General features: G+C 45.8%; 12 protein-coding genes. 11 read left to right on the forward strand and 1 reads right to left on the reverse strand.

Going from position 1 to position 15219, the window contains the following annotated elements; genetic code table 11:
- The first annotated feature begins 14 nt into the window (after positions 1-14).
- A complete protein-coding gene (locus tag ACMN7X_RS05985) occupies positions 15-1739 on the forward strand; it encodes a putative 2-aminoethylphosphonate ABC transporter permease subunit (RefSeq protein WP_418746571.1) in 1725 nt (574 codons plus the stop codon).
- A gap of 47 nt (positions 1740-1786) precedes the next feature.
- Entirely contained in the window at positions 1787-2896 is a 1110-nt protein-coding gene (locus ACMN7X_RS05990; protein ID WP_418746572.1) for an extracellular solute-binding protein, read from the forward strand.
- A 95-nt stretch (positions 2897-2991) separates the two neighbouring features.
- Here the strand turns inward: ACMN7X_RS05990 and ACMN7X_RS05995 are convergent, their stop codons facing one another.
- Positions 2992-3825, reverse strand: coding sequence for a TrmH family RNA methyltransferase (locus tag ACMN7X_RS05995; RefSeq protein ID WP_418746573.1), 834 nt, complete (start codon positions 3823-3825; stop codon positions 2992-2994).
- A gap of 196 nt (positions 3826-4021) precedes the next feature.
- On the opposite strand from ACMN7X_RS05995, the gene ACMN7X_RS06000 reads away from it, so the two are divergent.
- The 9 genes from ACMN7X_RS06000 (at position 4022) to ACMN7X_RS06040 (ending at position 15193) form a co-directional block, all read left to right on the forward strand.
- Positions 4022-4858: a MerR family transcriptional regulator gene (locus tag ACMN7X_RS06000; protein ID WP_418746574.1), complete on the forward strand. Its 837-nt coding sequence runs from the start codon at positions 4022-4024 to the stop codon at positions 4856-4858.
- Positions 4859-4917: 59 nt separating this feature from the next.
- Positions 4918-6681 carry an ABC transporter ATP-binding protein gene (locus ACMN7X_RS06005; protein ID WP_418746575.1) on the forward strand — a complete coding sequence of 588 codons (1764 nt, stop codon included), beginning with the start codon at positions 4918-4920 and terminating at the stop codon, positions 6679-6681.
- A gap of 58 nt (positions 6682-6739) precedes the next feature.
- Positions 6740-7486 (forward strand): EFR1 family ferrodoxin, encoded by a 747-nt coding sequence (locus ACMN7X_RS06010; RefSeq protein ID WP_418746576.1) that lies wholly within the window; start codon positions 6740-6742, stop codon positions 7484-7486.
- Between the two features lie 74 nt (positions 7487-7560).
- Positions 7561-9099, forward strand: a complete 1539-nt coding sequence (gene asnB, locus ACMN7X_RS06015; protein ID WP_418746577.1) for an asparagine synthase (glutamine-hydrolyzing) — start codon at positions 7561-7563, stop codon at positions 9097-9099.
- Between the two features lie 118 nt (positions 9100-9217).
- Positions 9218-10006 carry a Cof-type HAD-IIB family hydrolase gene (locus ACMN7X_RS06020; protein WP_418746578.1) on the forward strand — a complete coding sequence of 263 codons (789 nt, stop codon included), beginning with the start codon at positions 9218-9220 and terminating at the stop codon, positions 10004-10006.
- 83 nt (positions 10007-10089) lie between these two features.
- Complete coding sequence (locus tag ACMN7X_RS06025) at positions 10090-10791, forward strand: ABC transporter ATP-binding protein (protein ID WP_418746579.1); 702 nt, start codon at positions 10090-10092, stop codon at positions 10789-10791.
- Complete coding sequence (locus ACMN7X_RS06030) at positions 10788-13577, forward strand: ABC transporter permease (RefSeq protein WP_418746580.1); 2790 nt, start codon at positions 10788-10790, stop codon at positions 13575-13577. Before ACMN7X_RS06025 ends, ACMN7X_RS06030 begins: the two co-directional genes overlap by 4 nt.
- Positions 13578-13582: 5 nt before the next feature.
- Positions 13583-14263: a response regulator transcription factor gene (locus ACMN7X_RS06035; RefSeq protein WP_418746581.1), complete on the forward strand. Its 681-nt coding sequence runs from the start codon at positions 13583-13585 to the stop codon at positions 14261-14263.
- A 12-nt stretch (positions 14264-14275) separates the two neighbouring features.
- On the forward strand, positions 14276-15193 hold the full coding sequence (locus ACMN7X_RS06040) for a sensor histidine kinase (RefSeq protein WP_418746582.1): 918 nt from the start codon (positions 14276-14278) through the stop codon (positions 15191-15193).
- The last annotated feature ends 26 nt before the right edge of the window (positions 15194-15219 follow it).

Raw genomic sequence — 15219 nt, forward strand, 5'->3', positions numbered from 1 at the left:
GGGAGAACGTGAACATGTCAAATGATCAGGTGCGTAAGGAGAGAACAATTTCATCGGAAACGATTTTAAAAGTATTGACGATGGTCATGCTGTTATCCTTTCTTGTTTTTTTATTGTTTCCGCTGATCACTGTTTTTTCAAAGGTATTTCAGAGCAATTCGGGAGAATTTGTAGGATTTGCTAATTTTGCTAAATATTTTTCGACGCCGTCACTGATGAGGTCCATAGGAAATTCAATTCACGTTTCACTTGTTACGACGGTTATCAGTGTGGGACTGGCTTTTGGCGTGGCTTATGCCATCAGCCGGACCAATATGCCTTTTAAAAAAGGATTTCAGTATATTGCCATGCTGCCCCAGTTTGTTCCGACAATGGTTCATGGCATGGCGCTGGTTTATCTTTTCGGACGCCAGGGGCTTATTACAAAAATGGGTATAGATATCGGACTTTATGGGGAACTGGGTGTGGTTATTGCGGAGGTTCTCTATACATTCCCGCAGGTTTTGATGGTTTTGGTTGTCGCCATGAGCAGTGCGGATAATCGGCTTTATGAGGCGGCTTCCTGCATGGGCGCCGGGCCGGGACGTGTTTTTTTCAGAGTAACGCTTCCGGGAATGAAATACGGATTGATCAGCGCGGTGACCATCGCCTTCACAAAATGTTTTACCGATTTCGGTGCGCCTCAGGTTGTCGGCGGTAATTTCAGTGTTGTGGCAACGGATATTTACAAGCAGGTGCTTGGTCAGCAAAATATGTCTATGGGAGCAGTTGTCGGTGTGATCCTCACCATTCCCGCGATCGTGGCCTTTATTATTGATTCCATATCAAAATCAAAAGCGGACTCAGAGTCGATATCCTCGAAGGCCGTGGCATTTAAGCCGGTGGAGAATAAAAAGAGAGATATCGGATATTTCATATATTCACTGTTTGTTACAGCCTTGATCGCAGTTATGTTTGTTGTGATTGCTCTGGCTGCTTTTGCAAAACGGTGGCCGTATGATCTGACCTTTACCTTGGAGCATTTTGACTTTGATTCAGTTCTCTTAAACAGCGGAATGAAAGCAATTTGGGTCAGCGTTAAAATGTCGCTGCTCACGGCGGTGATTGGAGGCATATTAACATTTTTGTTTGCTTACTTAATTGAAAAAAGTAAACCAATGGCTTTAGTACGTTCGATATGCCGCTTTTTTGCCATGATGCCGATGGCGCTTCCGGGCATGGTTATTGGCCTGGCCTATGTTATGTTTTTTAATAAGACCGGGTTCACTATACCGCTGATTGGGCTGGTTATTCCGAATCCGTTCCATTCATTGTATCGGACTTTGGCGATTATGGTAATTTCCAATATTGTACATATGTTTTCCGTAACATATATTACGGCGACAACCGCATTGAAAAAACTGGATTCGGAATATGAAAATGTGGCGGATTCTATGGCGGTTCCTTTTTATCAGGTGTTTTTGCACGTAAGTATGCCAATGTCCCTGCCGGCGATTTTAGAGATTATTATGTACTATTTCGTTAATACGATGGTAACGATTTCAGCCCTTGTATTTTTGTATACAGTCCGGAATCAGCCGATGGCTCTGGCTATCCTGAATATGGATGAAAATGGTGACTATGCAGCGGCGGCTGCCATGTCGCTGGTTATTTTATTGATCAATGTGATTGTTCGCTCCATCTATGAAATCTTTAATTACATATGCAGGCGGCGCGCAGAAAAATTCAGCAGACCATAATCGAAAGATTGTGATAGATATCATTTCAATATGAGGAGGATAAGATTATGACAAAAAGAATGACAGCTTTGATTTTAGGTGTAGTGTTAAGCCTGACCGCTTTGGCCGGATGCAGCTCCGGCAGCGCTTCCGCAGAAAAATCCGGCACATCTGAGGCTGCAGATGCAGCGGCGGAATCGTCAGCGGAGCCGGGGGAGGTAGCAAAAAGCGAGAGTGGTTCCCTTGTTATCTATACGGCCCTGGAGGATGATCAGATTGAGCCTTATCTCACATCCTTTAGAGAGCAGTATCCGGATATTGAATTGGAAGTCAGCCGTATTTCCACAAGTACACTGATAAGTAAGGTGATCGCGGAAAAGGACAATCCGGTTGCGGATGTACTTTGGGGTGTTGCGGCTTCGAGCCTTTTGTCATTGGATGAATACGATGGAGTGATTCAGCCGTATACGCCGGAAGGTGCAGATCGGATCTTGCCTCAGTTTAAGGATACGGAGGAAGAACTTCGCTGGTGCGGCATTGATGCCTATGAAGGGGCAATGCTCGTCAATACAAAGCTTTGTGAAGAACTGAATCTGGATGTCCCTGAAAGCTGGGAAGACCTTTTGGATCCGCAGTATGAAGGACATATCGTTATGCCTGACCCGGCGGCTTCGGGAACCGGCCTTTTAATTGTAAACGGCTGGCTGCAGATGTTTGACGATGGTTGGGATTATATTGAACAGTTGAATAAAAATATGGCTGAATATACGGATTCCGGTTCCAAACCGGCAAAAATGGCGGCAGCCGGTGAAGCGGTTATCGGCTTATCCTTTGGCTATAGATGTATTCTTCTCCAGGAGGAAAATCCGGATGAAACGGTTGTCGTATTTCCAAGTGAGGGAAGCGGATGGGATGTTGAAGCAAACTGTCTTCTGGCCAAGAAAGAAATGAATCCGTGCGCATATACCTTCATGGATTGGGCCATCAGTGATGAGGCTATGGCAGCCTATGCCAAAGAGATGCCGATCGTAGCCATTGGAACAAACGGCGAAGTTCCGGAGGGTTATAATCAGGATCCGTCCCTGAATCTGTATGCAGACCTTGATTTGTATGCAGCGGCAGCGGATCGCCAGGACATTCTGGATAAATTTATAAACGAGATCACCTCCGGAAACTAAATGTAAGCATGTGAGTATCCCTTTTTCTAAAAAATGAAACGACCTCCTGTGTTTGATGTAAGAATTATATCATGCAGGAGGTTGTTTTCTTTACGTTATTTTTTCCCGAGTTCCCAGAAAGCTACGGCGCTGGCGGCGGCAACATTTAAGGAGTCTACGCCGTGGGACATGGGGATGCGGACCGTATAATCGCAGTCTGCGATGGTGGATGGGGCCAGCCCGTCGCCCTCTGCGCCGAGAAGGATGGCAAGTTTATCTTCAGCTCTCAGCCGGGCGTCGTCAATAGGGACGGAATCATCCCTTAATGCCATCGCTGCGGTTTTAAAGCCAAGTTTTTGCAAAAGCTTCATGCCGGTGTCCGGCCACTCGGAGTCTTCGCTGCCGAGAAAAGTCCACGGTATCTGAAAGACGGTTCCCATGCTGACACGGATAGCCCGGCGGTACAGCGGATTGCTGCATCCGGGTGTGAGCAGCACGGCGTCGATATTGAGGGCCGCGGCCGAGCGGAAAATGGCGCCGACATTTGTGGGATTCATGATATTTTCGAGAATGGCAATACGGCGGGCCCGGCTGCATATATTTTCAACAGAGGGCAGGGCCGGACGACGCATGGCGCAGAGAACGCCGCGGGTCAGCTTAAACCCGGTCAGCTGCGTCAGAATTTCAAATTCCGAGGTGAAAATAGGGATGTCTCCGCATCGGGCGATCACATCGCGGGCCTGTCCTTCAATATGTTTGCGCTCCAGCAGGAGAGAAATCGGCTGACAGCCTGCATCCAGGGCGCGTTCGATAACCTTCGGGCTTTCAGCGATGAAAATACCTTTTTCGGGTTCATGGCGGTTAAGTAATTGATTTTCGTTCAGGCGGGCATAGATATCCAGCTCGGGAGCTTCAAAGTCCGTAACTTCGATAATGTTTGGCGTAGACATTATTTCATTCCTCCGGTTTTCCGTTTCTTTTTTAAAACATTTTATCACATCTTAAATGATACGGCCATGGCCGTGTTCGGAAATACGTAGAAAAAATCCGGTGGATATGCTAAAATGAAGAAGCATTTTTCTAAAAAACTTGACTATAAACCCGGTTGATACTTTATTCTGTATAAAAATGACAGAAGGTGATGAGATGACAATTAAAGAGGTTGAGGAGAAGACGGGACTTGCCCGTTCAAATATCCGCTTTTATGAAAAGGAGAAACTGATTCAGCCGACAAGAAATACGGGCAATGGCTACAGAGAGTATTCGGAAGAGGATGTGGAAACCATCAAAAAGATTGCGTACCTGCGGACGCTGGGAATTCCAATTGAGGCGATCCACCGGCTGATCCTCGGAGAAATTTCTTTGCATGAGACGCTTTGCATCCAGATGGAGAAGCTGGATGAGCAGATGGCGGATTTGGAGCAGGCGAAGGTAATATGTGGTAAAATGCTGCAGGACGAGACAGTCAGTTTCGATAATCTGGATGTGGGGGCCTATGTGCCGGAGGTGAAAGCGTACTGGCAGTCGAATTCGAAAATTTTCAGATTGGATTCGGTGGGCTTTCTCTATATGTGGAGCGGTTCCCTTACCTGGGGGATTTTAACTGCTGTGGTGCTGGCCATTGCTCTTTTAGTCTGGCCGAAGCTGCCGGACAAGATTCCGGTTCAATGGAGCGATGGAGAGGTGAGCAGGGCGGTCAGCCGAATCTTTATCTTTGTTTATCCGCTGGCCTGCGGGATCATCCGTTTTCTTTTCAGACCCCTGTGGCAGAATAATCTGAGAATGTACGTTTGGTTTCACAGTGATCTGGTTGCGGATTATCTGGCAAACTTTTTTTGCTTTGTTATTTTGTCCGTGGAAATATTTTCCGTGTTATATATTTATGGCATAGTGAAGTACGTGCAAACTTTATTGGCCATTGATTGTGCCGTGTTTGCGGTTTTATTGGCTTTGGGGATGTACAAGTTGAGGAATAAGCGTTAAAATAAGTTGAAAATAAACATATTGCGGCGATAATGATGAATAGACTGTTGGGGATTTGAATGGAACAGAATAGACAATACACGGTAAAAGAATTGATCGGGAGATTTCTTCCTTATTTTAAACCATATTATAAGACTTTATGTCTGGACTTATTTTGCGCGGCGCTGACCACAATTTGTGAAATGATATTGCCGCTGATCATCAGGCAGATTACCAATACTGCTTTGCAGGATATTGCTTTATTGACAGTAAGAATGATACTTGGTCTGGGATTTCTTTATTTTGTACTGCGGGTGATAGACAGTATTGCCAATTTTTATATGGCAGATATGGGACATGTTATGGGTGCGAAGATAGAGACTGATATGAGACGCAATGCGTACGCGCATTTACAGCAATTGTCAAATACGTATTTTAATAATACAAAAGTCGGTCAGATCATGGGACGTATTACCAACGATCTGTTTGAGGTTACGGAGTTTGCCCATCATTGTCCGGAGGAATTTTTTATAGCGGGAATTAAGATAATTGTATCTTTTATCATACTTGCGGGCATCCATTTGCCGCTTACGGTGATGGTATTTGTCTTTGTTCCGATTATGACGGTCGTATGCCGGATAATCAACAAGAAGATGCGTTCTGCCTTTATTGACCAGCGTCATCAGATTGGTGAATTAAATGCCAAAATTGAGGATAGTTTACTGGGGCAGAAGGTAGTAAAGGCATTTACCAATGAAGATATTGAAACGCAAAAGTTTGAAGAAGGTAATCAGAAATTTTTAGGGATCAAGTCATATACCTATCGGTTGATGGGGCTTTTTTCCACCTCTACCAGGGTGTTTGACGGGTTGATGTATCTGACAGTCATTATAGGCGGCGGTTTTTTCATGAAGTATGGCGTGATTCTTCCCGGCGATATGGTAGCTTATGTTATGTATGTTTCTGCCCTGATTGCTACGGTGAGAAGAATCATTGAGTTTGCGGAACAGTTTCAGAGGGGAATTACAGGTATTGAGCGATTCGTGCAGATTATGGATGCGGATGTGGAGATTTTTGATGAGCCGGATGCGCAGGATTTGGAGAATCCGAAGGGAGAAATTGTGTTTGACCATGTCAGTTTTGAATATCCGGATGACCATAATACGGTATTCCATAATTTGAATTTGAAGATACGCGCAGGAGAAAAGGTTGCTATTGTAGGACCTTCCGGCGGAGGGAAGACGACACTTTGTAATTTGATCCCAAGATTTTATGATGTATCGGGTGGTAAAATTATACTGGATGGAAAAGATATAAAGAAGCTTACTTTGAAGAGTCTGCGCAGGAGTATCGGTATGGTACAGCAGGAGGTTTATCTGTTTTCAGGAACAGTATTTGAGAATATTGCTTATGGTAAACCGGGTGCGACCTATGAAGAAGTAAGGGAAGCGGCAAAGCGTGCCGGAGCAGACGAGTTTATTCAGAATTTAAAGGATGGGTATGACACATATGTCGGTGAGCGCGGCGTGAAGCTATCCGGTGGACAGAAGCAGAGAATCAGTATTGCCAGAGTGTTTTTAAAGAATCCGCCGATTATTATTCTGGATGAGGCAACCTCTGCTCTGGACAATGAAAGTGAGTACGCAGTTGCCAGATCTCTGAATGAGTTGGCAAAGGGACGTACAACACTTACCATAGCACATAGATTGTCCAGCATCAAAAATTCAGACAGGATTCTGGTGTTGACAGAGGAAGGGATCGTGGAGGAAGGAAATCACGATCAGCTTATGGAACGCGGGGGAATCTATTGTCAGTTTTACAGAATGGCAAATGAAATAAAATAGCAAGGAAATCCTGGAACAGGAGGACATTGCCTTGTTTTTGCGGGAGGTTTAATTAAGAATGATTCTTTATTTTACAGGTACAGGCAACAGTGAATTTGTGGCGAAGCGGATTGGGGAAAAGACCGGGGATGAAATCCTGAATTTGTTTGAGAAGATTCGGGATGGGGATTATTCCAGAATAAAATCGGCGAGGCCCTTTGTGTTTGTTGTACCCACCTATGCGTGGCAGATTCCTCATATTGTCAGAGATTGGATTCGGCGCACAAAGTTTGGCGGAAACCGTAAGGCTTATTTTGTGATGACCTGTGGAGACAGCATCGGCAATGCGGGTGAATATATTGAAAAGCTGTGTGCGAAAAAGGGCTTTCAATACATGGGTTGTGCAAAAATCATTATGCCGGAAAACTATATTGCCATGTTTCAGGCCCCGGAGAGGGATGAAGCACTTCGGATTATAGACAGGGCGCTCCCGGCAATCGATGATGTTATCGAGGTCATTAAAAAAGGCGAAGGGATTCCACAGAAAAAAATCACTGTGGCCGGGAAGATCAGTACTGCCCTGGTAAATAAAATATTTTACCCTGCATTTGTCCACGCAAAGCCCTTTTATACGACGGAGGCCTGCATCGGCTGTGGAAAATGCGAAACTGTCTGTCCGATGAATAATATTGATATCATCGATGGCCGTCCGGTTTGGGATGATCATTGCACCCAGTGTATGGCCTGCATCTGCGGCTGCCCGGAAAAGGCGATCGAATACGGCAAAAAAAGTAAGGGAAAGCCGAGATATCAATGTCCGATGTAGATGAAGGGATTGTTATCCTGCGGACTTTAGTTTATAATAATCAGGTAATATAAAGAATAAGAGAGGTTATTCAGATGATAAATGTCAGAGAGTACAGAGGACATATTCGAAATTGGAAAGCACTCTGCGGAGAGCTTGGCATTGATCCGGCATTGTCCAGAGAAGAGCGTGAGGAACAGATTCTTATAAAGGCCTATGAGACCTGGGGATACGATATGGCAAATCATATGCACGGCATGTTTGCCTTTGCATTGTGGGATGAGGAAGAGCAGAAGCTTTTCTGTCTGCGGGATCAGTTTGGAACGAAACCGTTTTATTATTATGAAACCGAAGAAGGCCATCTTCTCTATGGGACGACCATTCGTAAGATCATGGAGCAGCCGGGCTTTGTGAAAAAGCTGAATGAAGAAATGCTCCAGTTATATTTGAGCCTGACCTATGTGGCCGGGGAAAATACATTTTTCCGGGGAGTGAAAAAACTTATGCCCGGCAGGTATCTCATCTGGCAGGATGGCAAACTTAAAATTGAGCGCTATTGGACGCCGGAGTTTCATCCGGATGAAAGCAAAACGCTGGAAGACTGGGCCGATGAGATTCATACAACCATTCAGGAGATTATGCCGGAGGTGAAATCCGAAGATGAGACGGCGGAATCCTTCCTGTCCGGCGGCGTGGATTCCTCCTATGTGCTGGCGATGTCGGATGTGAAGCTGACCGATTCCTGCGGTTATGAAGAGGCCCGCTTTGATGAATCGGGGATGGCCCGGCAGACGGCGGAGATTCTCGGGAGAGAGAATGCCAGATGTCTGATCACGCCGGAGGAATATTTTGAAATTGTTCCTTATGTAATGTACCATATGGAGCAGCCCCTTGGAGATGCTTCAGCCATAGCCTTTGCCATAGCCTGCAGGGCGACGGCGGAACATACAAAGCTGTGTTATTCCGGCGAGGGCGCCGATGAATTTTTCGGCGGTTATAATATGTACCGCAATGCGGAGCGGTATGGGGAGAATCTGAAAACATTTTATGTGGGCAACACCAATATTATGAAGGAGGATGAGAAAAAGCGGATTCTCAAAAAATATGACCCGGATGTCCTTCCGATTGAGTTGGTGGAACGGATCTATGAGGAAACCGAAGGTTTGGACCCGCTGGCTAAGATGTCTGACGTGGATATTCAGATCTGGCTTGAAGGAGACATTTATTTAAATGTGGACAAAATGAGTACAGCCGCTGGGCTGGAGATCCGTATGCCTCTGACGGACAGGCGGATTTTTGATATTGCTTCTCGGATGCCGTCAAGATTTAAAGTCAATGCGGAGCAGAATAAGGTGGCTTTCCGCACGGCTGCGGCCAAAGTTCTCCCGGAAAAGATTGCATTCCGCAAGAAGCTTGGATTTATCGTGCCGATCCGTATATGGATGGCGGATGAACGGTATAATCAGGATGTGCAGGCGAAGTTCCACAGCGATATGGCGGCACAGTTTTTTAATATGGATGAAATCAATGCGATTTTTGACGATTATGTCGGCGGAAATTCGGATAACTGGCGGAAAGTATGGACCATCTATACCTTCCTTGTTTGGTATGAAGAATATTTCGTAAAACGTTGATCGGATAGAGTAAATGAACAGGGTAAAATGTGACAGGTGTTTGGTTGGAGCGCCTGTCATATTTCTATGTACTGTACATGAGAGAAGGACATGGGGCAGAAAGCAGGAGGCAGAAGAAATGTCAGAGAAAAAAATAGTGTTTTTTGATATTGATGGGACGTTGTGGAATTGGCATAATGAGATCCCGGAAAGTACCATTCGGGCGATTCGGAATCTGCGGCAAAACGGGCATCGGGCTTTTTTGTGCAGCGGGCGCAGCCGGGCCTATATTCAGAATCCGGATTTGTTTGCCATTGGGTTTGACGGCGTTGTGTCGGGATGCGGAACGATGATTGAGTATGGCGGCGAGACCATTTTCTATAAAAAACTGGATGTGGATTTGGTAGAACACACGGTAAATACCGTAAGAAAATATGGGATGCGGCCCATATTGGAAGGCCGGGAGTATCTGTATATGGATGAGAGAGAATTTGCCAAGGATAACTATGGAAAAAAGCTGAAAGCGGAGATAGGTCCCCGGCTGCTGACTATTGCGGACGAATGGGGACGGTGGGAGATATCCAAGTTATCCTGCGCAACGGAAACAGCGGACCGGGAAAAGTGTTATGAGGAATTAAAAGACTGTTTTGATTTTATTATACATGATATACCGGTGACAGAATTTGTTCCGAAGGGATATCATAAGGGGACCGGAATAGCGAAGGTGTGTGAAATGCTGGACACGGATATTAAAGATACGATTGCCTTCGGGGACAGCGCCAATGATATTGGAATGTTCCGGGCGGCCGGCATCGGGGTAGCCATGGGCAACAGTTCCGAAGATGTCAAATTGGAAGCGGATTATGTGACAACGCCGGTGATGGAAGACGGCATATGGAAGGCATGTAAACATCTGGAGCTGATATAAAGGGTGACAATTTTGTCACGGAAGGATTCACGGAAGAGTCATGTTGCTCATTTATACTGAAAGAAGATAAGGAGGAATGTGACATGGAAATATTGCGATGTGAAAATCTGACAAAGATATATGGCACGGAGAATACGGAGATCCGGGCCCTTGACAATGTGTCCTTTTCTGTGGAAAAGGGAGAGTTTGTTTCAATTGTAGGGCCTTCGGGCAGCGGAAAATCAACACTTTTGCATATCCTTGGCGGTGTGGACAGGCCGACTTCCGGGAAGGTGTTTATCAATGGAACGGATATCCACGGGCTCAGCGAGGATAAGCTGGCGATTTTCCGGCGGCGTCAGATCGGATTGATCTATCAGTTTTATAATCTGCTGCCGGTGCTCAATGTGGACGAAAATATTGCCCTTCCCCATTTGCTGGATGGGCGTAAACTGGATAAACAGCGGTTGGATGATATTGTGGAGCGTATGGGTTTGTCTGAACGGAGAAATAATCTTCCGAGTCAGCTTTCCGGAGGGCAGCAGCAGAGAGTTTCCATAGGGCGGGCCTTATTCAATCATCCGACAATTATCCTGGCGGATGAGCCGACGGGCAATTTAGACAGGCATACGGGGGCTGAAATTATTCATCTTTTAAGAGAATCCAATCGAAGCCAGAAGCAGACGCTGCTGCTCATTACCCACGATGAGAGCATTGCCCTGCAGGCGGACCGGATGCTCTGTATTGAGGATGGAAAAATCACCAGGGATGAGCGCATCCGGGTATTGGGAGGTGGGACCTTATGAAAAATCATGTGGTGCATTATGTGACTTTCCAATACATGAAGCAGAATCTCCGGCGGACGGTCACCGCTTTTTTAGGCATTGTTTTTATGGTGCTTTTGATGACTTGTGTGTTTGTGGGGAAGGATACGGGAATTTCCTATCTCGAAGATGTGGGTGAGGCAAGGGACGGAAAATGGCATGCCAGTATTTATGATATTAACAGCGAGGAACTTTCGGAAATCGAGTCGATGGAACATGTATCGGACCTGGCAATTTCAAAAAGTATGGGGATGACTGCCTTTAACCGGTCGCAGAATCCGGAAAAGCCTTATCTCAATATCCGGGCATACTCGGAGAAATGTTTTGACTGGATGAATATTGAACTTTCCGAAGGCCGTTTTCCAACGGGCACAAATGAGATCATTCTCAGTGAAAGTGTGCGGGAAGACGGCTCTTCGATTCAAATCGGCGATGAAATTTCGGCGGAATATCTTACGCGGAGTATCACGGGGATCGCCGAGGGCGTCGAATCGACGTTTCCTTTTCAGGATATTACAGTCAAATATGGGGAATCTGTAGAGATACCGAAGGATTTTCCCTATTACATGGAAAATGACAGTTTCAGGGAAGATATCAATTATACGGGAGAAAAGCAGAGTTACCGGGTTGTGGGTTTTATGAAGGCACCCGGATTTGAAAGCGCAGGCTCAGCCTGTTATGAAGCGCTGACATGGATCAGCCCGGAAATTGCAGCGGAAAACGGCGGTTTGTTTAATGTTTCTTTAATGTTTGATCTGGAGGATTCGATGACGGCGCCGTCACGGGAACTGAAAAAGTACAATGAGAACAAAACCGTCGCATATAATGATTATGTGCTGGCATTTTCAGGAAATTCTTCCGATTCCACGATCAATGTTATCGTGCGGGCGATGACGCTTTTCTTTTTGACGGTTATTATCATAGCTTCCATTATTTTGATTTATAATCTTTTCAATATGTCCTTCGAGGAAAGAAGCCGTTACCTCGGAATGCTCTGTTCCGTCGGAGCTACGGGTCGGCAGAAGCGAAGCAGTGTTTATTTTGAAGCCTTTTTTCTGCTTTTGCCGGCATTGCCGACCGGTTTTTTGCTGGGGCTGGCGGTGATACAGGGCGGCATGATGATGCTTCAGCCATTTGTCGGGAAAATTTATGGAATTTATGGGGCGCCGCAGGATGTGCCGGTATCTTTAAATATTTTGCCGGGGAGTGTTTTGCTGGTACTGATTGTCAGCATAGTCACAGTATTCGTGTCGGCTTATCTTCCGGCGCGCAAGATCAGTAAGATCGGCCCGATTGAATGTATACGCGGAAATGAACAACATTCGAAAAAGCTTCATTCTATGGATATGCGTCTCATTCGGCGGCGCGGTGTGGAAGGCATGTTAGCCCGGAATTCGCTGCGGGTTCAGCATAGAAAGACACGGGGAATTGTGCGTTCTATCGTTGTATTTGCGGTGATTCTTGTTGTAACCTCCTTTGGGGTTCGAAATGTGACTCGGATTGTATCTTATCGCATGCAGGATGATTCTTCGATTAATTATAAAATGGATGATTGGGATTACATTTTTGGAACGATGAACGGAGATTTTGCAGATTATGAAGCGGTAAAGGCTGAAATTGAAGCAGACGAAGGTGTGGAATCGGTTTGCGAATGGGGAACGGGCACTTTTATCGGCACTGTTCCAAATGAAGTATTCAGCCGGGAATATTGGGAGGCTCTTCACAAAGTGTTTAATCTGTATTATCATAAAGAATTAACAGATGAAGAATTTAATGAACATCATTCCGGAGGAAGAGGGCTGCTGAATGTGGTTGCCGTGAATGATGAGATGTTCGGTCAGATCGCGGAGGCGGCGGATGTTGATGAAAAAATCATCCGGGATGCGGAGTATCCGGCTATCGTGGTGCAGGACGGCGAAGTTTCAACGGAAAACTGGAGAGTCGGCGGCATGGATGCGGAAAGATATCAGTTTTATCAAATTGAACGGATGACAGATTTGGAAAAAGGTGAAATTATTCCGATGATGCTTTATTGCCCGGATGAAAAGAAGAATGAGGATTTTTCGTTGACGGTAGCAGGATATGCGTCCAATGAGCAGCTTGAAATGTTTCAGTTTCATTCGGAGCAGATGTGGGCCATAATTCGGATGGATACGGGTAAGGCAATCAATGAGATTTTAATGTCGTCGGATGTTGATGATGATAATTATCAGCTTATCCAGAAGCACCTTATGATAAAAATGAATGAGAATGTCACGGATCTTCCTGAGAAGCTCCGGAATATGCCGATGGTTGCACAAGGAAAGTATTTTTTCATGGATGCTGATTATACGAAAACTCTGGCGGATTCTCTGAATGCGATGATCCGTATTTTGCTGTACAGTTTTGTGATTTTAGCTTCGGTGATTTCCATGTTAAGCCTGTACAATTCCATCCGGGGAAGAATTCTCGGAAGGCGGCAGGAGTTTGCTGTATTGAAATCCATGGGGGCAACGAACGGTCAGATACGAAGGATGCTTTACCATGAATGTCGGACGATCATGGGCCGGAGCATTTTGTGGTCGGCAGTGATTGCCGTACCGCTGATTTTCCTTATTCGGGAGTTTCTCATAAAAGTTTTAGGATATATGCGGATTTCCTTTCCATGGGTTATATGTGGGGCGGCGGTGATGCTGGCGGCGGTGATTCTTACGGCGATGACTCAGCGATGTTTTGCTCAGATGAATCAAAGGAATGTGGCTGAAGATATCCGGGAAGAAAGAGGATAGAATTTATGAAAGTTTTACTTGTCGAGGATGATGCGATCATCTCAGAGGGGCTGCAGTATTCTCTCCGGCAGGAAGGATATGAGGTGGCGGCGGCAGTCAGCCAGAAAGAGGCATTGGCGTTGATACAGTCGGAAATCCATTGGGATTTTTGCCTGTTGGATGTCATGCTTCCGGATGGTGACGGTTTTGCCATCTGTCGGGAAATACGAAAGAATAGTCAGACGCCGATACTGTTTCTCACGGCCTGCGATGACGAGGTTCATACAGTGATGGCTTTAGAGCAGGGGGCCGACGATTATATCACAAAGCCCTTTCGTATTCGGGAGCTGATGGCACGGATGAAAGCGATTCTTCGGCGTACAGAGCAGAAAGGACGGCCGGATGCGGCTGTCTGTATCGTAGGAAAAAATCAGGTGAATCTGCAGACGGGAAAGATTTATTGCGGTAATGAGGAAATCATTCTCACAGCCATGGAATATAAGCTGCTGCTTATTTTTCTGAATCACCGGGGACAGACATTGACACGCCGGCAGATTTTAAACAATATCTGGGACGACGTGGGAGATTATGTCAATGATAATACACTCAGCGTTTATATCAAACGGCTTCGGAAAAAACTGGGAGACAGCCCGGAAGGCCAGATTATTAAAACGGTGAGAGGCACCGGATACCGAATGGAGAAATAGGAGGCTGAGAAAGTGTCGGAGAAGATTTTTATGGCCCTGCTTGTCGGGGCCTTTTTCCTGATGGCGGCTGTCTTTCTTTATCAGAGAAAAAAGCGGGAAAAACAAATTGAAGAATTGATCATGTATTTGATGCGTATTCAGGATGGGCCGGAACTGCCGGAATGGACCAGTTACCGGGAAGGGCAGCTTGGTATTTTGCAGAGCGAAATTTATAAGCTGGTGATGCTTCTCCATGAAAAATCCAGCCAGGCGGTAAAAGAGCGGGAATATCTCTCAAAAATGCTTTCAGATATTTCCCATCAGATCAAAACGCCGCTGACATCCATTACGATTATGGCCGATCTGTTGAGAGAGCCGGATTTGCCGGAGGAAAGGCGGATGGAATTTGCCGGGAAAATTGACCAGCAGGTGAACCGGATGACCTGGCTTGTGCGGAATCTGCTGACACTCTCTCAGTTGGAGGCCGATATGCTGAAGCTGAAAAAAGAAGATGTCGAAGTGAGAAGGCTGGTTCAGCGAGCGGCGGAGCCCCTGAGGCTCATGGCAGATGTAAAAAATGTGGAGATTTCCTTGGATATGGACGAGGATATCCATTTAATATGCGATGAACATTGGACCGTGGAAGCGATTTCAAATATCATAAAAAATTGTCTGGAACACACGCCGGAGGGCGGCCGGGTGACTATCCGCGTCGAAGAGAACAATTTTTCCGTCAATATCTATATTCGTGATAATGGCGAGGGCATCGAAAAAGAAGATATTGCCCATATTTTCGAACGCTTCTACAAAGGAAAAAATGCGTCAGAAAACAGTGTGGGTATCGGTCTGGCATTGTCGCGGCAGATCATGGTGCAGCAAAACGGGACAATTGATGTGAAAAGTGAGCCGGGCGTCGGAACCGAATTTCATTTGAAGTGGTATAATATTTAAGTTAGGATCTTAAAAAATCCCTTATT

The sequence above is a fragment of the Frisingicoccus sp. genome (assembly GCF_048388605.1).
GTDB lineage: Bacteria > Bacillota > Clostridia > Lachnospirales > Lachnospiraceae > Frisingicoccus.